The 22514-nt window shown below is 69.1% G+C and carries 22 protein-coding genes; 9 read left to right on the top strand and 13 right to left on the bottom strand.

Translation table 11 applies throughout. The annotated features are described in order from the left end of the window. Positions 1-142: 142 nt before the first annotated feature. The 11 genes from RHOFW104R8_RS15535 to RHOFW104R8_RS15485 form a co-directional block, all read right to left on the bottom strand. Positions 143-1621, bottom strand: coding sequence for a hypothetical protein (locus RHOFW104R8_RS15535; protein ID WP_235604364.1), 1479 nt, complete (start codon positions 1619-1621; stop codon positions 143-145). Next, positions 1618-3009 (bottom strand): glycosyltransferase family 2 protein, encoded by a 1392-nt coding sequence (locus tag RHOFW104R8_RS15530; RefSeq protein ID WP_068092731.1) that lies wholly within the window; start codon positions 3007-3009, stop codon positions 1618-1620. Before RHOFW104R8_RS15530 ends, RHOFW104R8_RS15535 begins: the two co-directional genes overlap by 4 nt. Then, complete coding sequence (locus tag RHOFW104R8_RS15525) at positions 2975-3991, bottom strand: NAD-dependent epimerase/dehydratase family protein (RefSeq protein WP_068092734.1); 1017 nt, start codon at positions 3989-3991, stop codon at positions 2975-2977. Before RHOFW104R8_RS15525 ends, RHOFW104R8_RS15530 begins: the two co-directional genes overlap by 35 nt. 258 nt (positions 3992-4249) lie before the next feature. After that, the gene (locus RHOFW104R8_RS15520; protein ID WP_068092735.1) at positions 4250-4879 is read right to left on the bottom strand and encodes a LysE family translocator; all 630 of its coding nucleotides are present in this window, start codon (positions 4877-4879) and stop codon (positions 4250-4252) included. Positions 4880-4907: 28 nt separating this feature from the next. Continuing rightward, positions 4908-5504, bottom strand: coding sequence for a lysophospholipid acyltransferase family protein (locus tag RHOFW104R8_RS15515; RefSeq protein WP_068092740.1), 597 nt, complete (start codon positions 5502-5504; stop codon positions 4908-4910). Further along, positions 5501-5923 carry an alternative ribosome rescue aminoacyl-tRNA hydrolase ArfB gene (gene arfB / locus RHOFW104R8_RS15510; protein WP_068092742.1) on the bottom strand — a complete coding sequence of 141 codons (423 nt, stop codon included), beginning with the start codon at positions 5921-5923 and terminating at the stop codon, positions 5501-5503. Before arfB ends, RHOFW104R8_RS15515 begins: the two co-directional genes overlap by 4 nt. A 96-nt stretch (positions 5924-6019) precedes the next feature. Then, a complete protein-coding gene (locus tag RHOFW104R8_RS15505) occupies positions 6020-6736 on the bottom strand; it encodes a pseudouridine synthase (RefSeq protein ID WP_068092743.1) in 717 nt (238 codons plus the stop codon). A gap of 126 nt (positions 6737-6862) precedes the next feature. Then, the gene (gene ubiB, locus RHOFW104R8_RS15500; RefSeq protein ID WP_068092749.1) at positions 6863-8512 is read right to left on the bottom strand and encodes a ubiquinone biosynthesis regulatory protein kinase UbiB; all 1650 of its coding nucleotides are present in this window, start codon (positions 8510-8512) and stop codon (positions 6863-6865) included. Further along, positions 8509-9159 carry an SCP2 domain-containing protein gene (locus RHOFW104R8_RS15495; RefSeq protein ID WP_068092752.1) on the bottom strand — a complete coding sequence of 217 codons (651 nt, stop codon included), beginning with the start codon at positions 9157-9159 and terminating at the stop codon, positions 8509-8511. Before RHOFW104R8_RS15495 ends, ubiB begins: the two co-directional genes overlap by 4 nt. Before the next feature lie 122 nt (positions 9160-9281). After that, positions 9282-9749, bottom strand: coding sequence for a tRNA (uridine(34)/cytosine(34)/5-carboxymethylaminomethyluridine(34)-2'-O)-methyltransferase TrmL (gene trmL, locus RHOFW104R8_RS15490; RefSeq protein ID WP_068092755.1), 468 nt, complete (start codon positions 9747-9749; stop codon positions 9282-9284). 41 nt (positions 9750-9790) lie between these two features. Beyond that, positions 9791-9994 (bottom strand): hypothetical protein, encoded by a 204-nt coding sequence (locus RHOFW104R8_RS15485; protein WP_068093063.1) that lies wholly within the window; start codon positions 9992-9994, stop codon positions 9791-9793. 259 nt (positions 9995-10253) lie between these two features. On the opposite strand from RHOFW104R8_RS15485, the gene RHOFW104R8_RS15480 reads away from it, so the two are divergent. The 7 genes from RHOFW104R8_RS15480 to pssA all read left to right on the top strand — a co-directional run bounded on the left by RHOFW104R8_RS15480 (position 10254) and on the right by pssA (position 19107). Continuing rightward, positions 10254-13112 (top strand): pitrilysin family protein, encoded by a 2859-nt coding sequence (locus RHOFW104R8_RS15480; RefSeq protein WP_068092756.1) that lies wholly within the window; start codon positions 10254-10256, stop codon positions 13110-13112. 144 nt (positions 13113-13256) lie between these two features. Then, positions 13257-13664, top strand: a complete 408-nt coding sequence (locus tag RHOFW104R8_RS15475; RefSeq protein ID WP_068092760.1) for a DUF4156 domain-containing protein — start codon at positions 13257-13259, stop codon at positions 13662-13664. A 152-nt stretch (positions 13665-13816) separates the two neighbouring features. After that, on the top strand, positions 13817-14311 hold the full coding sequence (locus RHOFW104R8_RS15470) for a MarR family transcriptional regulator (RefSeq protein WP_068093065.1): 495 nt from the start codon (positions 13817-13819) through the stop codon (positions 14309-14311). 4 nt (positions 14312-14315) lie between these two features. After that, positions 14316-16445, top strand: a complete 2130-nt coding sequence (locus RHOFW104R8_RS15465) for an FUSC family protein (RefSeq protein ID WP_082823663.1) — start codon at positions 14316-14318, stop codon at positions 16443-16445. Further along, entirely contained in the window at positions 16435-16635 is a 201-nt protein-coding gene (locus tag RHOFW104R8_RS15460; protein WP_068092762.1) for a DUF1656 domain-containing protein, read from the top strand. The genes RHOFW104R8_RS15465 and RHOFW104R8_RS15460 overlap by 11 nt, the downstream gene beginning before the upstream one ends. 10 nt (positions 16636-16645) lie before the next feature. Further along, the gene (locus tag RHOFW104R8_RS15455) at positions 16646-17653 is read left to right on the top strand and encodes an HlyD family secretion protein (protein WP_068092764.1); all 1008 of its coding nucleotides are present in this window, start codon (positions 16646-16648) and stop codon (positions 17651-17653) included. A gap of 62 nt (positions 17654-17715) precedes the next feature. After that, positions 17716-19107, top strand: coding sequence for a CDP-diacylglycerol--serine O-phosphatidyltransferase (gene pssA, locus RHOFW104R8_RS15450; RefSeq protein ID WP_068092769.1), 1392 nt, complete (start codon positions 17716-17718; stop codon positions 19105-19107). A 153-nt stretch (positions 19108-19260) separates the two neighbouring features. Here the strand turns inward: pssA and RHOFW104R8_RS15445 are convergent, their stop codons facing one another. Beyond that, positions 19261-19860 carry a GNAT family N-acetyltransferase gene (locus RHOFW104R8_RS15445; protein ID WP_068092772.1) on the bottom strand — a complete coding sequence of 200 codons (600 nt, stop codon included), beginning with the start codon at positions 19858-19860 and terminating at the stop codon, positions 19261-19263. 18 nt (positions 19861-19878) lie between these two features. Continuing rightward, the gene (locus RHOFW104R8_RS15440; protein WP_027484175.1) at positions 19879-20085 is read right to left on the bottom strand and encodes a YdcH family protein; all 207 of its coding nucleotides are present in this window, start codon (positions 20083-20085) and stop codon (positions 19879-19881) included. A gap of 109 nt (positions 20086-20194) precedes the next feature. Between RHOFW104R8_RS15440 and ttcA the strand changes: the two genes are divergently transcribed. Continuing rightward, positions 20195-21082, top strand: a complete 888-nt coding sequence (gene ttcA, locus RHOFW104R8_RS15435) for a tRNA 2-thiocytidine(32) synthetase TtcA (protein WP_068092775.1) — start codon at positions 20195-20197, stop codon at positions 21080-21082. A 14-nt stretch (positions 21083-21096) separates the two neighbouring features. Further along, positions 21097-22299, top strand: a complete 1203-nt coding sequence (locus tag RHOFW104R8_RS15430; RefSeq protein WP_068092777.1) for an amino acid aminotransferase — start codon at positions 21097-21099, stop codon at positions 22297-22299. The last annotated feature ends 215 nt before the right edge of the window (positions 22300-22514 follow it).

Genomic DNA, 22514 nt, shown 5'->3' with positions numbered 1-22514 from the left:
GCGCGCGGCCACCGCCGGCGCGCGCCTTCGTCGAAATCGATCCGGTCGGGAGCCGGCCGCGCAGGACGAGTCGAACAGGGCCGGATCCATCGCGCCGGGCGGCGCGCGATGCCGCCGCCCGGCGCAGGCCCCATCGGGCCGTTCAAGGCACCGATGGGCAGCGGTCGGCACGGAACTCGCAGAAGCGGTAGCGCAGTCCCAGCCCGACGGTGGCGCCCTCGTAGCGGCCAAACTGGTTCAGGCGCTGGCTGTACCCGGCACGGCCGACCAACTGCCAGTGGCTGAAGATGCCGAGGGTCAGCTCGGCATTGACGTCAGTGGCGCGCTTCCAGTTGTCGAAAGTCTCGTCCCGCTGCTGGCCGAGCGCGGCCGACAGGTACAGCCCGGCTTCCTGGCCCAGCGAGATGTAGCTGGAAGCCGCGACGGCATAGCGCCGGTAGCGGTCGGGGCTGTAGTAGCCATTGCCGGTGTGGCGGGTGTTGTGTTGACCCTCTGCCTGCAGACCGAGGTCGAACATCACTCGCCCACTGCGGTACACGGCACGGGTATAGCTGGCCAGCACCGAGGCACGGCGGTTGCCGTCGTCGAAATCGCCGCCGGTGATGCGCGCATCGAAGCGGTCGCGCAGCGTCGGCGTCCAGCGCAGGTCGGCGGCGAGGCCGTGGCGCATCACCGCCAGCGCGCGCGGTGATTGGTCGACGCGGTCGCGGTCGAAGGTGAGTGCATAGAGGAAGGCGTCGCTGGCGCGTTGCGAGATCTGCAGGTGGCCGATCGTTCTGTTGTCGCTGCCGACACCGTTGTCGGTCCGCGAATTGCCCAGCCACAGCTCCAGCGCGGTGTCGGGCGACGGTGCGAAGCGCAGTCCTGTGCCGACGCGATCCTCGTCGACGTGGTTGTTGCCGAGCAACGGCGCGAACGGCCCGCCGAAGGCGGCCGAGTGCTCGCGTCGCGTGGCGCTGGCCAGCAACCGCCAGCGATCGGACAGCCACAGGTTGGCATCGGCGGCGATGCCGCGAATTTCGATGTCATCCGAATCGCTGTACAGCGAAGGCGCCAGGCCGATCGAGGAGAACAGCGGCAGGCGCACCGCCTTGGCGAGGGCGATGGTGTCCTTGTCGTCCGGCTTGACCGCCTGCACGGTGGCCAGTGCCGGCAAGGCCTGGTGCGGCCATTCGCCTTGTCGCAGGATCAGCGCCTGGGTCCAGGCGTTGTCATAGTCGTCCGGGTCGGCCGCGTACAACGGCGTGTTGAGCGCCAGCGCGGCATCGCGGCGTTCGGCCCAGGCCAGCACTCGCGCATGCAGCGCGGCGGCCTCCTTGTCGTCGGCGCCGAACCCGGCCAGCGCGTCGTCCGCCCTGGCGTAGTCGCCGAGCCAGGCAAGGAAACGCGCCCGGTCGAGCCGCGCGGCATGGTCGTCCGGGTGTTTGGCGAGGTAGGCGTCGATCAGGCGCAGCGCCTCGCTGGTGCGCCCGGTCCAGGCAGCGTCCAGCGCCGGCTGGTAGGCGACGGCGTTCTGCGCGAAAGCCGGCTCCAGGGACAAGGCGCAAGCGAGCGCGCAGGCGAGCAGGCTGGCCCGACCCAGCGCGGAAGCGCGAGCCGATGTCCGGCGGCGAGGGGTCATTTGCGCCATTTCCGGTTCCTCGTGATCCAGAGATCGCTGGCGAATCGCCCGATCGTGACGATCTCGGTGAGGATCAGCGCGTAGCGCAGCGGCGTCACCAGCAGGCTCTTGCCGAACGCCTTCCAGCGCTCGCCCTTGGAGATCACCACCAGCACCATCAGCGACAGCAGCGATTCCGCCAGCACCGTGATCAGCAGCGGCTCCCACATGCGCAGCAGGGGCATCACGATCAGCGCGGTGGGGAAGCCGATCTTCTCGATCGCCGACATGAAGATGATCCAGCCCAGCGGGCGGCCATAGCGCCGGGTGACCTCTTCGCCGAACGCCTGCCGGTAGGGTTCGGCGATCTTGCGCATCTCGCGGATGTGTTCGCCGTGTTCGCCGTGCCGCTCGTGCCAGCGGCGGTGCAGCCGCGCGAAGGCCTTGAACGGGCTGCGCACCAGCGCGTCGAAGTAGTAGCAGCTCTGCAGGAAAGAGGACGACCACAGCGAGATCTGCCTGGGCAATTGCGTGGCCAGCGGTTCCTCGGAGCGGGCGGTGACGTCGGTCAGCTGGGCGTTGCGGTAGCCCTGGTTGATCAGCGCGAAGCCGATGAAGATGTCCTCGGAATTGGTGAGGTTGTCGCCGAAATGGGGCTCGTAGCGCGCGAACAGGTCCTTGATGTATTCGCGGCGGTAGGCCACCGCGCAGCCCACCGGGTTGGTGATGCCGCCGAAGAACACCATCTGCCCGTGGAACACGAAGCCCTGCAGGTAGCGATACAGGCAGTCGCGGTAGATGTTGGTCAGGCCCCACCAGATCAGCTGCAGGCGTGTGCGGCTGGACTTGGGGTCGATGTATGGTTTGCCGGCGAGCACGGCGGCGTATTCCGGGGTTTCCGCGAGGCGGCGGCGGTCGGACAGGCGCATCGGCAGCACGCGGCCGCAGGCCGAGGCGATGCCGACGCCCTTGTACAGTTCCTCGACGCAGCGGGCGATGTAGTCCGGCGATTCCAGGAAGGTGTCGCCGTCGAGGATGAATTCCACGTCGGCGTCGAACTCGCGCGCCTGGCGCTTGAGCGTGGGCGTCTTGCCGATCGACGCCTGCCGGCGGATCACCATGATCTTCATGCCCAGCCGCTGCGCGGTCTGCTCGGCGCGGCTGGCGGTATCGTCGCTGCTGCCGTCGTCGACGACGATGATGTTGCGCGGCTTGTGCGTCTGCCGCGCCACCGAGACCAGGCAATGGGCGATATTCTCCGCCTCGCGGTAGGCGGGGATCACCACGTCCACCGTGGCGGTGCGCCAGTCCTGCGCGGGCGTCGGCACGGTCCGGTCCGGACCGCGCAGCAATCCGACCACGCTGAGCAGTGCGTTAGGACTGATGACAAACCAGGGTGCGGTGGCCATGTTCGGTCCCTGCCAAGGCGTTGCGCCGTTCTTGGATGAGCTCGTCGAGCGTGTCTTCCAGCGTGTAGCGGTGCCGGAACCCGGTCAGCATGCGCAGCCGGGTCAGCTCCGGCCGGCGCCGCTGGATGTCCTCGAAATCCTCGCCGTACGCCTTCATGTACGGCACATGGGTGATCGGCGAGTCGCTGTCCGCGCGCTCGCGGACCAGTTCGGCCAGCGCATTCATGCTGATCTCGCGGTCGTTGCCGACGTTCGCCACCAGCGCGTCGCCGCTCTCGCGCGAAGCGAGCAGGTCGAGCGCGGCCACGTTGTCGCGCACGTCGCAGAACGAACGGGTCTGCTTGCCGTCGCCGTACACCGTGATCGGCTCGCCGTGTACCGCCTGGTCGACGAAACGCGGCACGACCATGCCGTAGCGGCCGGTCTGGCGTGGCCCGATGGTGTTGAAGAAGCGCGCCACCAGCACCGGGATGCCGAATTTCTGCGCGTAGGACAGCGCCAGCGCCTCGTCGGCGATTTTGCTGACCGAATAGTTCCAGCGCGTGCCGGCGCGGGTGGACACGCTGAGGTCCATGTCCTCGCCCAGCAGTTCCGCGTGGCGGTGGCCGTAGACCTCGGAGCTGGAGGCGACCACCACTTGCGGCCGCCAGCCGCTGGCGGCGATGGTGCGGAAAAGCCGTTCGCAGGCGGCGATGTTGGTGGCCAGCACGCGCGTCGGCTCGGCGATCACGCGGTACACGCCGACCACGGCGGCGAGGTGGTAGACGCGGTCCGCCCAGGCCGCGGCCTGCTGCAGCAGCGGCCAGGTGAGCATGTCCGCCTCGTCGAAGCGGAAGCTCGGCGACGCCTCGAAAGGCGCCAGGTTGGAACGCAGGCCGGTCGACAAGTCGTCCACCACATGGACCTTGTGCCCCTGCGCGAGGTGCAGCGCTACCAGATGGGAGCCGATGAAACCGGCTCCGCCCGTGATCAACACATGCATGTCTGGAACCCCCTGTGCGAACCGCTCCGGTTGTTGAGCCAGGTAACAATCCACAGAATGTGATGTGTATCACATTTTCCGTAAAAATAGACAAGCATGCGCCGTGCCATGACCGATAGACATGTGCTAAGGGCGCTCCGAAGCCAGGGAGGTGACCTCCGGTGCCGCGGGAAGGGGCCGGGATGGCCCTGCGGGGTCAGGAAAGGACCATGGAGGGCGTAGGCCGGAGCTGTCTCCCGCCCAGGGCGGGGGCCCGGTTCAGCCGCGCTGCTGCAGCGCCAGTTTCAGCCCGAAACCCAGCAGCACGGCGCCGCACAGGCGGTCCATCCGGCGCCCGATGCGTGGCTGACGCTGCAGCAACCGGTGGATGCGCGAACCGAGCAGGGCCAGCACCAGCGACCAGCACAGGCCGGTGCCGATGAAGCTCAGGCCGAGTACCAGCAGCCCGAGTTGCGCCCGGGGCGCCTGCAGCGAGACGAACTGCGGCAGGAAGGCGAGGTAGAACAGCGCTACCTTCGGGTTCAGCACGTTGGTGAGCTTGCCTTGACGGAACGCGGCGGTGAAGCCATGGCCACGTGTCGTGGCGGGTGCATGCGTCGCTTGCTGGCCGAGCAGCATGCGCAAGCCGATCCACACCAGGTAGGCGGCGCCGAGATACTTCAGTGCGGTAAACGCGGTGGACGAGGTCATCAGGATCGCCGACAGCCCCAGTACCACGGCCAACGAGTGCACCACGCAGCCGGCGTTGATGCCCAGCGCGGCGCCGAGGCCCACCGCATGTCCTTCGCGGCCGCTGCGCGAGAGGATGTAGAACGTATCCAGCCCTGGCGTGAGGTTCAGCGCGATGCAGGCGAGCAGGAAGGCGTCGTAGTGCTGGATGCCGAGCATGGAAGGGTCCGGGATGTATGGGGTGCAGTCAGACGTCGCGGTGCTTGCCCTTGAAGGGTGCGTAGAACGCGCGCAGGCGGGCGAGGTCCGCCTCCATGTCGGCGCTGGTGGCGAACAGCGGACCGAGCTGGATGGTCTTGTCGGGGTAGTGGAAGGCGACCGGGAAAATCGGTACGCCGACCTCGCGGGCGATGCGCCAGAAGCCGCTCTTCCAGCGCGCTACCCGCTTGCGCGTGCCTTCCGGTGCGATGCCCAGCCACAGCCGGTCGCGCCGCCGGAACTGGTCGATCATCTGCTCGACCACGCCTTGCGCGCTGCCGCGGTTGATCGGCATGCCGCCCAGCCTGACCAGCAAGGCGCCGAACGGCCCGCGGAACAGTTCCTGCTTGGCCATAAAATGCACGTCGGCGCCGATCGCCACCTTGATCAGCAGCCCCCACACGCCATCCCACCAGGACGAGTGCGGCGCGGCGATCAGCACCAGTTTCGGCGTGTCGGGGAACTCGCCGACCAGGCTCCAGCCGGCCATGCGCAGCACCGCGCGGCAGAGGCGACGCTGCCAGCCGTCGTGCAGTCGCGGCATCCGTGGCGGCAGCCGGGCAGGCGTCGGGAGGTGACCCTTCATTCGAGCTCCGGTTTGCGCGAACGCCCCTGCTTGATCCGGCCGCGCTGCTGCTTGCCGGCCAGCCGGCGTTCTTTCGATGCACGGGTCGGCTTGGTGGCGACCCGCTTTTTCGGCGGCGTCAGCACGCCGTGGATGATCTCGGCCAGCCGCTCGCGCGCATCGTCGCGGTTGCGCGCCTGGTCGCGGAAGCGGCGCGCCTGGATCACCAGCACGCCCTCGCTGGTCAGTCGACGATCGCGGCGCGCCAGCAGGCGTGCGCGGATTTCCTCCGGCAGCGAGGGCGAGTGGATCACGTCGAAACGCAGCTCCACCGCGCTCTCGGTGCGGTTCACGTGTTGCCCGCCGGGGCCGTCAGCGCGCAGGAAACGCTCGACCAGTTCGGATTCGGGCAGGGAGAGGGTGCGGCTGATGGTCAGCATGCGGGGAAGTGTAGGGGAGAAGCGAGGAGTGAGTGGAGAGGAGTGAGAAGTGAGAGAAAAGCCCGGGCGCGGCTTGCTTTGGCTCTCTCTCACTTCTCACTCCTCTCCACTCACTCCTGTTTCAAGCGTCCAGTCGAAGCGCTCAAGCAACCCCGCGTACGCATCGTCCAGCGGCGCCTCGATCTCCATCGCGGCACCCGTGACCGGATGCGCGAAGCGCAATCGCCACGCGTGCAGCAGCATCCGGTGGCAGCCGAAATGCTGCTTGTAAAGCCGGTTGTGGTCGCCGCGGCCGTGCTGGCAGTCGCCAATCACCGGATGGTGGATGTGTGCCAGATGCTTGCGGATCTGGCGGAAGCGGCCGCTTTCCGGTTCGGCCCGCAGCAGCGCGTAACGCTGCTGCGGGTAGCGGCCCAGCGCGATCGGCACCTCGACCGTGGCCAGCCGCCGGTAGCACGTGCGCGCCTCGCGGCGCGGACCGGTCTCGCGCGAGCCGGGCAGCGGATAGTCGATCACGCCCTCGGCCGGCTCCGGCCAGCCGCGCACCACCACCAGGTACTGCTTGTGCACCGCGCGCCCCATGAACTGCTCGCCCAGCGCGGCGGCGACCTCGCGCGTGCGCGCGATCAACAGCACGCCGCTGGTGGCGCGGTCGAGCCGGTGCGCGAGGTACACGCTGTCGCCGATCTGCTCGCGCAGCAGGTCGATCAGGAACTCCTCGGCATTGCCCACCATCTTCGAGCGGTGCACGGCGAGGTTCGCGGGCTTGTTCACCGCGATCAGCGCATCGTCCTGGTAGAGAATGTCGAGCATGCAGGCGAGGTGTCGATGAGGTTGCGGGAGCGACGCCGGGCGGGCAGCGCCCGCCGGCTCTTGCCGCGTCTCGGCGCGAAGCGGCGGGCAGTGCCCGCCCTACGTCCCGAGGGGGCTTCTCGTTGATCAGCGCGCGCGCGGCCAGCCGGTCGCGAATGCGAGCAGTCCGGCGATGCCGGCGCACAGCGGCGGCCAGTTGCCGTGTTGCGGCGCCAGCGCCCACAGCAGGGCAGCAGCGATCAGCAGCGAACTGCCGAGCAGGCCGCAGGCGAGCAGCCTGTGCTGGCGTTGCGCGTTGTCGTGCAGCAGCTTGAGTTCGACAGGATCGCTCAAAGTGCGCCGTTCACCGCGGCCGATCTGGCGCAGTGCATCACGCACCAGCCCGGGGAATTGCGGCGCCTCGTGCAGCCATTCCGGCAGCCGCTTGCGTACTTCGCGCAGGGTGTGCCGCGGGCTGTAGCGTTCGCGCAGAATGCGCTTCAGCACCGGATGCGCCACCGCCCAGATGTCGATTTCCGGGTCGAGCATGCGGCCCACGCCCTCGATGTTGAGCAGGGTCTTCTGCAGCAGGATCAGCTGCGGCTGCAGGGTCAGCTCGAAGCGGCGCGCGGTCTGGAACAGCTTCACTACCAGCTCGGCCAGCGAGATCTGCGCCAGCGGGCGAGTGAAGTACGGCTCGCAAACCGTGCGCACCGCCGCCTCCAGTTCGTCCAGCCGCACGTCGGCGGGCATCCAGCCGGCGTCCACGTGCAGCTTGGCGATGCGCGCGTAGTCGCGTTCGAACAGCGCGATGAAGTTCTGCGCCAGCCAGTACTGGTCGGCCTCGGGCAGCGAGCCCATGATGCCGAAGTCCAGCGCGATGAAGCGCGGCTCGCCGGTGTGCGAGGGGTCGACCCAGATGTTGCCGGGGTGGGCGTCGGCGTGGAAGAAGTTGTCGCGGAACACCTGCTCGTAGAACACCCGCACGCCCTTGGCGGCGAGCGCCTTGCGGTCGAGGCCGGCGGCGTCGATCGCGGCGATGTCGTCGCTGCTGATGCCGTGCACGCGCTCCAGCGTGAGCACGCGCGCACTGGTCAGTTCCCAGTGCACCTCGGGCACGTAGAGGTCGACGCCGCTGGCGAAGTTGCGGCGGAGCAGGCTGGCGCTGGCGCCTTCACGCTGCAGGTCCAGCTCGTTTTCCAGCATCTTCTCGACTTCGGCGACCACGTCCAGCGGGCGGATCTTGTCGGCGTTCGGGTGCCAGCGCTGGGCCAGCTCGCCCAGCGAGCGCAGCAGCTTCACGTCGCGCGCGATCTGCGCGTCGATGCCGGGGCGCAGCACCTTCACCACCACCTCGCGGCCGTCGTGCAGGGTGGCGGCATGCACCTGGGCGATCGAGGCGGAGGCCAGCGGCGTCTCGTCGAACTGGGCGTATAGACGGCCAATCGGCGATTTCAGTTCCTGCTCGACGATGGCGCGCGCGCCGCTGCCGGGGAATGGCGCGACCTGGTCCTGCAGCAGGGCGAGTTCGTCGGCGATGTCGGCCGGCACCAGGTCGCGGCGGGTCGACAGCACCTGGCCGGCCTTGACGAAGATCGGCCCCAGTTCGGTCAGCGCGTGGCGCAGGCGCGCACCGCGCGGCAGGCCGCGGATATCGGTGCGCGGGCGCGCCACCAGCGGGCGCAGCAGTTTCAGCGGGCGGTACAGGTGGGTGGCGTCGACCAGTTCGTCGAGCCGGTACGCCAGCAGCACCGAGGCGACCCGCAGCAGGCGCGGCACCACCTTCAGCGGCGTCACGCGGTGTTGCCCTGCAGGCGCTGCACGAGCCGCTGCACGCGCGCTTCCAGCCGCTCGCTGCGCTCGCGCACGTTGTCCACGCCGTCGAGGAAGCCCTCGACCTCGCCTGGTGCCATGGCGACGCGCGCCTCGTCGCGCAGCCAGTCGGCGGTGTCCTCGGTGAGATGGCCGGCGGTGTCGCGGGCGAGGGCGAGGGCCTTGCGCACGGCCCTGGCCAGCGGCACGCCGAGCACGTCGCCGAAGCTGCGCGCGAACGCTTCCTCGAAATCCGGGGCGAACTTGCCGGCCAGCTTTTCCAGCCGGCGCGCCAGCTCGGCGTCGCCGGCGATCTCCACCTTGCCCGGCGCGATGCCGTCGTCGTCGCGGCGGAACAGCATCGCCAGCAGGCTGCCCGGCGTGGCGGCCACCTTCAGCTGGCTGTCGTCCTGCGGCGGCCCGACTTTCAGGCGTGCGTCGTCGACGGTGACCGCCAGCGCGAGTTCCGGCCCGCGCAGGTGCAACTGCACGCTGCGGCCGTTCAACGCGGCCAGCTTCTGCTGCGTGTCGGGATCCAGCGACAGGGTGTGGTTCAGCGCGGTTTCCAGCGCACGGCCGGCGAGCTTGCGTAGCGGTTGCGGCAACCAGGAGTTGGGAGTGGCAGCGTTCATCCGGCGATTGTAGCCGTGCGGGCCGTGATCTGTAGGAGCGCACCCTGTGCGCGATGCTCTTGCGGTTGCCTCGCCATAAACATGGGCGGGCGATGCCCGCCGTTCGCGCACAGGGTGCACTCCTACGGGGTCGCGCCGGGAAAGCCCAGCTGGCGCCACGCTTCGTAGACGGCCACGGCGACCGTGTTCGACAGGTTCAGGCTGCGGCTGTCCGGGCACATTGGCAGGCGCAGGCGTCGTTGGGCGGGAATCGCTTCCAGCACGTCGGCCGGCAGGCCGGCCGTCTCGCAGCCGAACAGCAGCGCGTCGCCGTCGGCGAAGCGGGCGTCGACGTGGGCAACCCGTCCGCGGGTGGTGAAGGCGAACACCCGCGGCCTGCCGATCGCATTAAGGCAACTGGCCAGGTCGTCATGCACCGCGACGCTGGCGTATTCGTGGTAATCCAGTCCGGCGCGGCGCAGCCGGGCATCGTCGAGCGTGAAGCCGAGCGGCCGGATGAGGTGCAGCGCGGCGCCGGTGTTCGCGCACAGGCGAATCACGTTGCCGGTGTTCGGCGGGATCTCGGGGCGAAACAGGATGACGTGCAGCATTCCGCCATTATCGCGTGCCCGTGCCGATCCGCGTCGAGTGCTCAGCCGCCGATCTGCGGGCAGACCACGCCGTCCGGCCGCAACGCGCAGCTGGTCGGTGCGGCCAGCAGGATCGCGCCGATGCCGCCGTTGGCGGCGAGCTGCACCGATGCCGGTGTGGTCGTCACCATCGCGGCGAGGATCAGGCCGCAGACCGCCAGGCAGGCGATGAACAGGCCGCGCAACATCATGGTCTCGAATTTCATGGTCATGTCTCCGTATGAGGGGAAGGTTCCTGCGCTTTCCTCTGAGCAATCCCCGTGCCAGGCAGCCATTTGGATTCAAGCCATTGATTTTTAAAATATAAATAAATGGATTGGCCAGCCGCAGCATTGTCCGCGGACAGCTGTCCGCCCGCTGCCGGACAACCGGACAACCCGGCGGCGACCGTGCCACAAGTCATTTGCGGTGCCCGTGGGGCGTCGCTAGCCTGCGGAGACTTATCCGTGAAACAGGAGGTTCACCGTGACGAAGAAACCGCTCGCCCTGCTCATCGCCGGCCTGCTCGCCCTGGCCGGCGGCATGCCGCTGGCGCTGGCCGCACCCGACACCGCCGTGGCGGCTGCGACGGCGCAGCAGCAGATCCCCGAACTGGCCTACACGCGCTTCACCCTGCCTAACGGGCTGACCGTGGTGGTGCACGAGGATCACAAGGCGCCGGTGGTGGCGGTGAGCGTGTGGTACCACGTGGGCTCGTCGTACGAGCCGAAGGGCAAGACCGGTTTCGCGCACCTGTTCGAGCACCTGATGTTCCAGGGTTCGGAGAACCACAAGGACGAGTTCTTCAAGCCGTTCGAGCTGGCCGGCGCCACCGACCAGAACGGCACCACCTGGCTCGACCGCACCAACTACTTCGAGACGGTGCCGACCACCGCGCTGGACATGGCGCTGTGGATGGAATCGGACCGCATGGGCCACCTGCTCGGCGCGATCGGCCAGCCGCAGCTGGACGAGCAGCGTGGCGTGGTGCAGAACGAGAAGCGCCAGGGCGAGAACCAGCCGTACGGCCGCGCCGGCGAGCTGATCCAGGCCGAGGCGTTCCCGGCCAACCATCCGTACCACCACGACACCATCGGCTCGATGGACGATTTGAACGCGGCCTCGCTGGCCGACGTGAAGCAGTGGTTCCGCGACTACTACGGCGCGGCCAACACGGTGGCGGTGCTGTCCGGCGACATCACGCCGGCGCTGGCGAAGGAAAAGATGCTGAAGTACTTCGGCGACATCGCCGCCGGCCCGCGGGTGCCGCGGCCGCAACCGTGGGTGGCGCCGCGCCACGGCTCGACCCGCGGCACGATGACCGACAACGTGGCGCAGGTGCGCATCTACCGCGAGTGGAACGTGCCGGGCCGCGGCAGCCGCGACGAGAACCTGCTGGAGCTGGCCGCCGCCGTGCTGGGCGGCAGCAAGACCTCGCGGCTGTACCAGCGGCTGGTCTACCGGGACAAGCTGGCCGACGACGTCTCGGTCGACGTCGAGCAGCACGTGCTGGCCAGCATGTTCAACCTGCAGGTGGACGTGAAGAAAGGCGCCGATCCGGCCAGGGTGGAGGCGGCGATCGCCGACGAGTGGCGGAAATTCCTGAAGGACGGCCCCGGCGCCGACGAGCTGGCGCGGGTCAAGACGGAAACCCGCGCCTCGTTCGTGCGCGGCCTGGAAAAGGTCAACTCGCAGGCCTCGATCCTGGCCCAGGGCCAGCTGTACCGCAACGATCCGGCTGCCTACTTGAAGGACTTCAAGGAATTCATGGCGGCCACCCCGGCCGACGTCGCCGCGGTGGCGAACCGGTGGATCGCCAAGGGCGACTACACGCTGACCGTGGTGCCGGGCAAGGTCGAGGCCACCGACATGGCCACCGTGGCCGGCCGTGCCGCAGCCGGCGGCGCGCCGGCGCCGGTGCTGTCGGCCAGGGGCGACTACCGCACGGTGCAGAGCGACGTCGACCGCGGCAAAGGCGTGCCCGCGGTCGGCACGTTCCCGGACCTCAGCTTTCCCGCCCTGCAGCGCGGCAAGCTGGACAACGGCGTCGAGGTGATCCTGGCCGAGCGCCACACGGTGCCGGCGGTGCAGTTGCAGCTGCTGTTCGACGCCGGCTACGCGGCCGACCAGGGCCGCAAGCTGGGCACCTCCAGCTTCACCATGGCGATGCTGGACGAGGGCAGCAAGGAACTCGATTCGGTCGAGATCGCCAAGCGCAAGCAGCGCCTCGGTGCGATCATCGCCAGCGGCTGCGGGCTGGACTACTGCAATGCCTCGTTGAACGCGCTGGACGACCAGCTGAAGCCGTCGCTCGAGCTGTTCGCCGACATCGTGCGCAATCCGGCGTTCCGCGAGGCCGACATCGGCCGCCTGCGCGGCCAGTGGCTGGCGCGCATCGCCCAGGAGAAGAGCCAGCCGACCGGCATCGCGCTGCGCACCCTGCCGCCGCTGCTGTACGGGCAGGGCCATGCCTACGCGATCCCGTTCACTGGCTCCGGCACCGAGGCCTCGATCAGGTCGCTGAGCGCCGCCGACATGCGCGCGTTCATCGGCGACTTCATCCGGCCGGACAACATGAAGATCCTGGTCGCCGGCGACACCACGCTGGACAAGATCATCCCGCAATTGAACGCGGCGTTCGGCAACTGGAAGGCGCCGGCCGGCAAGGTCCCGGCGAAGAACGTCGGCAAGGTGGCGCCACCGGCGCAGGCGCGCGTGTACCTGGTCGATCGCCCCGGCGCGCAGCAGAGCCTGATCCTCGCCGGCAGCCTGGCGCCGTCCACCGAGGCACCGAACAACCTGGAGATCCAGACCATGAACGGTGCCTTCGGCGGCACCTTCACCTCGCGCCTCAACATGAACCTGCGCGAGGACAAGCACTGGGCCTACGGCGCCTTCAGCTTCCTGCAGAACGCGGTGGGCCAGCGCCCGTTCATGCTGTACGCGCCGGTGCAGACCGACCGGACCGCGCCGTCGGTGGCCGAGATGCTGAAGGAGGCGAAGGGCGTGATCGGCGACAAGCCGCTGACCGCGCAGGAGATCGACAAGATCAAGGTCGGCGACGTGCGCAGCATGCCGGGCAGCTACCAGACCACCACGGCGGTGATGGGGGCGTTGCAGGGCATCGCCCAGTACCGGCGGCCGGACGACTACGTGCAGACCCTGAAGTCGCGCATCGAGGCGCAGACCGACGCCGCGGTCGAGGCGGCGGCGAAGGAGGTCATCCACCCGGACCGGCTGACCTGGGTGATCGTCGGCGACCTCAAGAAGATCGAGGCGCCGATCCGCGCGCTGAATCTCGGCCAGGTGCAGGTGCTCGACGCCGACGCCAAGCCGGCAAAGTAGGCCCGCGGGTGGCGCCGGCCCGTGCCGGCGCCGCCCGTTGTGGATCGGTTCGGGGACGCGTCGGCGTGCCCGCGCTAGGATGGAGCTCGGGCCGGCAACGTGCGGCCTCCTTCCATGCCCAAGCCATCGTCGCGGAGCCACCCCATGCGCAAGACCCTGCTGTTGCTCGTCCCCGTCCTCCTGCTCGGCGCCTGCAGCTGGGGCATCACCCTGGACGATGCCGCCAAGAACGTGCGCACGGCCTGGAGCGGCGACGTCTCCTCCTGCCGCGAGCTGGGCAAGGTCACCGTCTCGGTGATGAACCGCGTCGGCCCGGTCGACCGCAACGACATCAAGGTGCGCGACGAGCTGGAGGTGCTGGCCCGCAACGAGGCTGCCAAGATGCACGCCGACACCATCAAGCCGCTGGCCGAGCCGGCCGACGGCTCGCAGCCGTGGGGCGCGTACCAGTGCGGTGCGAACCGGCCGGCAGCGGCCGCCGCGCCGCGGGCGCCGGCCGCTGCCGGCTCGGCCCCGGGCCAGCTGCAGACCTTCCCCGTGCACGGCGGCTGAACCCGCCTGGTCCGGCCATCGAAGGGCGCCCCGCGGGGCGCCTTTTTCGTGCGTGCCGACCGGGTGCTTGCGCCGTGCCGGGGAGCGGCATGGCATTCATAAACATATAGTACATTTATGTATAATATGCACGACAATTAATGATGAATGCCGTGAACAGTTTTGCCCCCACCGAGCAGCGCCTGGCGGTCACCTGCCGGCGGCACCCCGCGTTTCCGCGCGAGCCGGCCGTGCTGGTGCGGCTGGTCAAGCATCTCTACAAGCGCCTGCACGACGACGCCAATACGCTGCTGAAGCCGTGGGGCATCAACCACCCGGAATACAACCTGCTGATGATGCTGTACGGCACCGAGGGGTATACGCTCAGCCCGTCGCAGCTGGCGGCGGCGGCGGGGGAGAAGTCCGCCAACATCACGCGGCTGACTGACGAGCTGTGCGACAAGGGCCTGATCGAGCGCACCGCCAGCGACGAGGATCGTCGCAAGATCGCGCTCACGTTGACCAAGGCGGGGGTGGTGGTGATCAAGGGCTTCCTGCCTGACGTCTGCGCCTTGCTGGAGCGCCAGACCGCCGGCCTGCAGCCGCGCGAGGCTGCGCAGCTGGAAAAGCTGCTGAAGAAATTCCTGGACCATCTCGAGCAGGCCTGAGGCTGTGACCGTCGCCGTCATCGAATCCGGGACGCGGCCCCCGCTCCGGCAATGGCTGGCCGAGGCCTTCGCCGGCGAGGGCAGTGCGTGGCTGTTCGTGTTCAAGGCCGCGCTGGCGCTGTATGCGGCGACCTGGTTGGCGATGTGGCTGCAGCTGGAGAAGCCGTCCACCACGATGATCACCGTGGCGCTGCTGATGCATCCGCAGAGCGGCATGGTGCTGGCGAAGAGCTTCTACCGGGCGATCGGCACGCTGGCCGGCAGCGTGTTCGGCGTGCTGCTGATGGCGCTGTTCCCGCAGCAGCGCGAGCTGTTCCTGCTGTCGATGTCGTTGTGGGTGGCGCTGTGCGCCGGCGGCGCTACGCTGTACCGCAACTTCATGTCCTACGGCTTCGTGCTGGCCGGCTATACCGCCGCGATCGTCACCTTGCCGGCGATCGGTAATCCGCTCACCGTGTTCGACTCGGCGGTGATGCGGGTGAGCGAGGTGCTGCTGGGCGTGATCGTGGCCGGCGCGGTGAGCGACCTGGTGCTGCCCACCCGCCTGCGCGAGGTGCTGCGGCGCAGTGCACGCGAGCAGTTCGGGCACTTCCTGGACTTCGCCCGTCGCAGCACCGGCGGCACGATCGCCCGCCGCGACATGGAGCAGGCCTACCTGCGCTTCGTGCGCGGCGCGGTGCAGCTGGAAAACCTGCGCGCCGCGGTGATCTTCGAGGATCCCGAGGCGCGCGCGCGCAGCAGTCGCATCCGCCTGATCAACCAGTTCTACATGTCCGCCACCACCACGTTCCAGTCGGTGCATCACCTGATCAACCGGCTGCAGCGCAACGGCCGCGCCGATGCCGCCGATGCGCTGATCGCGCTGTACCGGCCGATCGGCGAGGCATTGTCGCCGGAGCCGGCGCAGCAGCATGACCCGGCCGTGCTGGCGCCGCGGCTGCAGGCCTGCGAGCAGGTGCTGCCGGCGCTGGCGCGGCAATTGCGCGATGCGCTGCCGGCGCCGGCGCGGCTGGACTTCGATACCGGCGCGATCCTGCTGCAACGCTTCGCCGACGAGTTGCGCGACTTCGCCCTGGTGGAGAACTCGCTGCGCGCAAAGCGCCTGCGCGGCAACGTGGAGCGGGTGCAGTTCCGCCGCGGCAACGACTACGCCAGTGCCGGCCTGGCGGTGCTGCGCACCTTCCTCACGATGGTCGCCCTGAGCGTGTTCTGGCTGGCCAGCGGCTGGCCGCACGGGGCCAGCGCGATGCTGATCGCCACGATCTTCGCCGGTCTGCTGGCGATGGCGCCGAACCCGGTCTCGGCGGCGTTCCACACGCTGTTCGCGCAGGGGGTGGGCATGGCGGTGGCGTTCGTCGTCACGTTCGGGCTGCTGCCGCGCTGCGACGGCTACACGATGTTCATCGTGGCCACGCTCCCGTTCCTGATTCCCGGCTTCTACGTGCAGTCGAAGCCGGCGGTTTCCACCATGGGCGTGGGCTACGGCATCGGTTTCGTCTCCAGCATGCTGCTGACCAACCGGATGAGCTACGACCCGGCGTTCTTCATCAACGAGGCGATCGCGCAGCTGGCCGGGTTCGGGCTCTGCGCAGTGGCTTTCATGGCGATCCCCGCGATCACCGGCACCGGCTGGCAGCGCGCGCGCCAGCTGCGCCAGTTGCGCCGGCAGGTGGTGCAGGCCGCCAGTGCGCCGTTGGCGGGGCTGGCATACCGCTTCGAGAGCGTGAATCGCGATCTCTTCCTGCAGGTGGTGACGTATACCCGGCCGGACAGCCGCGAATCGCGCGACCTGCTGGCCTGGGCGTTGACCGTGCACGAGTGCGGCCGCGGCCTGATCGAACTGCGCCAGGACATGGCCGGCAGCCAGTTGCCGGCCTCGGTGGAGCAGCCGGCGCAGCAGGCGGTGCAGGCCGTGGCGCGGCTGTTCGAGGCACCGGACCCCGCGCGCTGGCAGCAGGCCGAGCAGACGGTCACCGAGGCGATCACGGAGATCGTGCGCGGCCAGTCGGGCGCACAGGCCGGCAGCCGCCGCGTGCTGCTGCACCTTCACCAGCTGCGCAGCGTGCTGCGCGACGACGAATCGGCGCTGGCGCCGTACATGCCGGCGGCTGAGGAGCCTGTCCATGCCTCATGAAGTGTCGATCGGCGGAGCCATGATGCCCGGCCTGGTCGTGGTCTTCTTCGGTTGCCTGCTGCTGATGTGGCTGTTCGATACGGTGCTCGGCCGGCTCGGCCTGTACCGCTACGTGCTGCACCCATCGCTGGTGCGGCTGGCGCTGTTCGTCTGCCTGTTCGGCGCCGCCGGACTGTTGCTGATCCACTGAGTCCCCTTCCATGAACAACAAACCCCTGCTGCTGCGCCTTGCCGTCACCGGCATCATCGTCATCGTGGCGGCCCTGCTCGGCCACGCCCTGTGGAAGCACTACCTGTATTCGCCGTGGACCCGCGATGGCCGCGTGCGCGCCGAGGTGGTGCGGATCGCGCCGGACGTCTCCGGCCTGGTCACCCGCGTGGAGGTGAGCGACAACCAGTTCGTGCACAAGGGCGACCTGCTGTTCGACATCGACCCCGCGCGGTTCCGCTACGCGGTCGGCCAGGCGCAGGCGAACCTGGATGCCGCCGAGGCCAGCGCCCGGGCCGCCGGCGCCAACATCGGCGCGGCGCTGGCCAGCGCCGCGGCGCGCAAGGCCGAATACGACATGCGGGCGGAAGAGGCCGCGCGCCGCCAGCGCCTGGGCGGCATCGTCACCCAGGAAGAACGCGCCAATGCCACCGCCACCGCGAACTCCGCCCGCGCCACCTGGGCCCAGGCGCAGGCCGGCGGCAGCCAGGCCTCGGCGGTGCGCGAGCAGGCGCAGGCCGCGGTGGAGCAGGCGCAGGTCGCGCTGGACCAGGCCAGGCTCAATCTCGAGCGCACCGAGGTGCGCGCGCCGGTGGACGGTTACGTCACCAACCTCGACATCCGCGTCGGCGACTACGCCAGTACCGGCAGCCCGCGGCTGGCCCTGATCGACAGCCACGGCTATTACATCTACGGCTATTTCGAGGAGACCAAGTTGCCGCAGCTGCGCGTGGGCGACCCGGTCGACATCCGCCTGATGGCCGGCGGCGTGCACCTGAAGGGCACCATCACCGGGATCGCCCGCGGCATCACCGACCGCGACAACCCCACCGGCAGCGACTTGCTGGCCGACGTCAATCCCACCTTCAACTGGGTGCGGCTGGCGCAGCGGGTGCCGGTGCGCATCGCGATCGATACCGGCAAGCTGCCGCCCGACACGCTGATCGCCGCCGGCATGACCGCCACCATCGAGGTGCAGCCGCGCGCAGCGGGGAAGTAGTCCGCGGTAGGCGCGTGCGCCGTGGTTTGCGATGATGGGCGCCGTTGCACCACGGCGCCGTCATGAACAAGCTGATCACCGCTCCCGGCCGACTTGCGCGCCTGCTGCCGTTCCGGCGCAAGCCGCGCACGGCGCCGGTCGCGCTGCCGTCCTTCGCCATCCCCGCCGGGGCCATCGACGTGCTGCCGGATCCGGCAGCGTTCCGGCGCGAGCTGCTGCAGCGCATCGCGCAGGCCACCCGGCGCATCGTGATCGTGGCGCTGTACCTGCAGGACGACGACGGCGGCCGCGAGGTGCTCGACGCGCTGTACGCGGCGAAGGCGCGCCGGCCGGCGCTGCAGGTGTCGGTGTTCGTCGACTGGCATCGTGCGCAGCGCGGCCTGATCGGCAAGCAGAAGAACGAAGGCAATGCGGGCATGTACCGCGAGTGCGCCGCGCGGCTGGGGCCGGGCGTGGAAATCCACGGCGTGCCGGTGCAGAACCGCGAGCTGTTCGGCGTGTTGCACCTGAAGGGCTTCGTGATCGACGACGCGGTGCTGTACAGCGGCGCCAGCCTCAACGACGTCTACCTGGCGCGGTACGGACGCTACCGGCTCGACCGCTACCACCTGCTGCGCCATCGCGGCCTGGCCGATGCGATGGCGGCATTCGTGCAGCGGTACTTCGCCGAAAGCGCGGCGGTGCGCCGGCTGGACGTAGCGGAGGTGCCGTCCACGAAGATGCTGCAGCCGGCGATCCGCGAGTTCCGCCAGGAATTGCAGCGCGCCGCGTACGAGGTTCCGCGCGACACGCCGGGCATCGGCGAGGTGGCGGTGACGCCGCTGCTCGGCTTCGGCCGCGGCGACAACGCGCTCAACGAAGCGTTGCTGGCGCTGCTGGGCGGCGCGCGCCGGCGGCTGATCCTGCTGACGCCGTACTTCAACCTGCCACGGCCGGTGCGGGCGGTGCTGGGCCAGCTGCTGCGCCGCGGCTGCACCCTCGACATCATGGTCGGCGACAAGGTCGCCAACGATTTCTACATCCCGCCGGGACAACCGTTCAAGACGATCGGCCTGCTGCCGTACCTGTACGAGAACAACCTGCGCCGCTTCGCGCGGGCGCATCGCCGGCAGATCGAGAGCGGCCAGCTCAACCTGCACCTGTGGCGCGACGGCGACAACAGCTACCACCTGAAAGGCCTGTTCATCGACGACGACGTGGCCGTGCTGACCGGCAACAACCTCAACCCGCGCGCGTGGTCGCTGGATCTGGAAAACGGCCTGGTGCTGCGCGATCCCGCGCGGCTGCTGCAGGCGAAGCACGAGGCGGAGTGGGCGGCCCTGCGCCGGCATGCCACGCGCCTGGCCGATTACCGCGCGCTGGAAAGCCCGCGGCGCTACCCGGCCGAGGTGCGCCGGCTGCTGCGGCGATTGAACCGCACGCGGCTGGACCGGCTGGTCAACCGGCTGCTGTAGGAGCGCACCCTGTGCGCGAATGCTCTGATGTCGATCGGTGCCAAGAGCATTCGCGCACAGGGTGCGCTCCTACGATTGCGCGGCAAGTTTCGGGCGGGCAATGCCCGCCGGTTTTTCGATACGCCGCGGCGAAAGCGGCGGGCTGTGCCCGCCCTACGAAGCGGTCAGGCGGCTCAGGCGCATCTCCAGCCAGTTCGCCACGTTCGGCCATTCGTCGGCGAGGATGCTGAAGCAGACCGTGTTGCGCAGGCTGCCGTCGGTGCGCCGCTTGTGCGCGCGCAGCACGCCTTCGCGCTGCGCGCCGAGGCGTTCGATAGCGAGCTGCGAATCCTCGTTCAATTCATCGGTATGGAAGGCGACGGCCACGCAGTCCAGCGCCTCGAGCGCGTGCTCCAGCAGCAGGCGCTTGCAGGCGGTGTTGAGGTGGGTCTTCTGCCAGCGTTTCGCGTACCAGGTATAGCCGATGGCCAGGCGCGGCAGCGCGGTGTCGATCTCGTAGTAGCGGGTGCTGCCGACGATCTCGCCGCGGCCGGCCTCGCGCACGGCGAACGGCAGCATGTGCCCCTCGGCCTGGCCCTGCAGCGCCTTCTCGACGTAAGCGCGCGCGTGTCCCGGCGGCGGCACGCTGGTGACCGCGAGGTTCCACAGCTCGCCGTCGGCAGCGGCCGCTTCCAGTGCCGGCACATGGTCGAGGCTCAAGGGTTCCAGCACGACGTACTCGTCGTGCAGACGGATCGGGGCGAACGGGTTCATGGGAGTCCGGTGCGGTATTCAGGCGTCGAGGTCGGGGATCAGCTTGCTCTCGAGCCGGGCAATGTTGTCCTTCAGCAGCAGCTTGCGCTTCTTCAGCCGGGTCAGTTGCAGTTCGTCGCGGCCGATCGCCGAGGCGAGCTGCTCGATCGCCGCGTCGAGATCCCGATGCTCCATCCGCAACTCGGCCAGAAGATGGACGATCTCGGCGTGATCCTGAACCTGCATGGCGTCGGCGGCTGCTGGGGCGGTTCCTTGAGTTTAACGCCGTTCGTCGGCCGGTGGCGGGGCGCCTGGCGGGCTACAATGAGCGTTCCCCGTCGTCCTGCCAGCCGCTATGTCCGCCCAACCCGGGATCCCCCGTCCACCTGTCGCCGCCGCCGAGGCCGGCAAGCTGGCCTCGCGCCTGCGCCAGCAGGTGGGCCGGGCGATCGGCGACTTCGGCATGATCGAGGACGGCGACAGGGTGATGGTGTGCCTGTCCGGAGGCAAGGATTCGTACACCCTGCTGGACCTGCTGCTGCAGCTGCAGGCGAAGGCGCCGGTGCGCTTCGAGCTGATCGCGGTGAACCTGGACCAGAAACAGCCGGACTTCCCCGCGCACGTGCTGCCGGATTACCTCGCCGCGCGCGGCGTGCCGTTCCACATCATCGAGCAGGACACCTACAGCACGGTGACGCGGGTGATCGCCGCCGGCAAGACCATGTGCAGCCTGTGCTCGCGGCTGCGCCGCGGCGCGCTGTACACCTGGGCCGCGGACAACGGCATCACCAAGATCGCGCTGGGCCACCATCGCGACGATATCCTCGCCACGTTCTTCCTCAACCTGTTCTACCAGGCGCAGCTGAAGGCGATGCCGCCGAAGCTGCGCTCGGACGACGGCCGCCACGTGGTGATCCGCCCGCTGGCGTATTGCCGCGAAAGCGACATCGCCGAATACGCGGCGCAGCGGCAGTTCCCGATCATCCCGTGCAACCTGTGCGGCTCGCAGGACAACCTGCAGCGCAAGGCGGTGCAGCGCATGCTGGCCGAATGGGAACGGCAGCAGCCCGGGCGCAGCGAGAACATCTTCCGCGCGCTGGGCCACGTGTCGCCCTCGCAGCTGGCCGACCGCCGGCTGTTCGATTTCAGCTTCGGCGCGCCGCCCGCCGCGCCGCCGGCCTGGCCCGGCGACGCAGCGGACGAGACCGCGCCGGCCCGAACCCTCCACCCCTCCACCACCTGAGCCGAGTAACCGCCGTGTCCTTCTTTGCATCCGTTGAAATGGCCCCGGGCGATCCGATCCTGGGCCTCACCGAAACCTACGTGGCCGATCCGCGCCCTGGCAAGATCAACCTGGGCGTGGGCATCTACGTCGACGAGCATGGCCGCATCCCGCTGCTGCCGAGCGTACGCGAGGTGGAGCAGGCGCTGGCCGCGGCGGCGAAGCCGCGCGGCTACCTGCCGATCGACGGCATGCCGGCGTACAACCAGGCGACCCAGCAGCTGGTATTCGGCGCCGGTTCGCCGCTGCTGGCGGCCGGCCGCGTGGCCACCGTGCAGACCGTCGGCGGCAGCGGCGCGCTGCGGGTGGCGGCCGACCTGCTCAAGCAGGTGGCCGGGGTGGGCGCGAAGATCGCCATCAGCAACCCCAGCTGGGGCAACCATCACGCGGTGTTCCGCACCGCCGGTTTCGCACTGCTGGAGTACCGCTACTACGACCCGGCCAGCCACGGCCTGGACTTCGCCGGCATGCTGGAGGACCTGGGCAAGCTCGAGCCCGGCACCGTGGTGCTGCTGCACGCGTGCTGCCACAACCCGACCGGCGTCGACCTGGACGCGGCGCAGTGGCAGCAGGTGATCGCGCTGCTCAGGGAGCGCCGGCTGCTGCCGTTCGTCGACATGGCCTACCAGGGCTTCGCCCAGGGCACCGATGCCGATGCCGCCGGCGTGCGCCTGCTGGCCTCGTCGGGGATCGAGGCGTTCGTGGTCGCCAATTCGTACTCCAAGTCGTTCTCGCTGTACGGCGAGCGGGTCGGCGCGCTGTCGATGGTCGGCGCCGACCGCGACGAGGCGGCGCGGCTGCTGTCGAAGATCAAGCAGACCATCCGCGCGAACTATTCCAGCCCGTCCACGCACGGCGCCGCGCTGGTCGCCGGCGTGCTCGGCAGCGCTGAGCTGCACGCGCGCTGGGAGCAGGAGCTGGGCGGCATGCGCGAGCGCATCCACGCGATGCGCGCCGGCTTCGTCGAACGGCTGGCCGCGCACGGTGCGCCGGATTTCGGCTTCATCAACCGCCAGGCCGGCATGTTCTCGTACTCCGGCCTGAGCAAGGCGCAGGTGCACCGGCTGCGCGACGAACATGCGATCTACGCGCTCGACAGCGGTCGCATTTGCGTGGCGGCGCTGAACCAGGCGAACCTGGACACCGTCGCCGCCGCGGTCGCCGCCGTCATCCGCTGACATCCATGACCGTCATCCCGGCGAAAGCCGGGACCCAGCGTCTTTGGCCCTATCAAGCCACTGGATTCCGGCTTTCGCCGGAATGACGGCGAAACCACCTGCTTCCCGTAGCACTGACCCGGATTCCTGAATGTTTTTTCGCAACCTCACGCTGTTCCGTTTTTCCCCCGCCGTTGCCGATGACCTGAACCGCCTCGACGAGGCGCTGGCCGAAC

This window comes from Rhodanobacter sp. FW104-R8, assembly GCF_001617365.1.
In the GTDB taxonomy this organism is placed as follows: Bacteria; Pseudomonadota; Gammaproteobacteria; order Xanthomonadales; family Rhodanobacteraceae; genus Rhodanobacter.
This window is presented reverse-complemented; position numbering and strand designations above follow the sequence as displayed.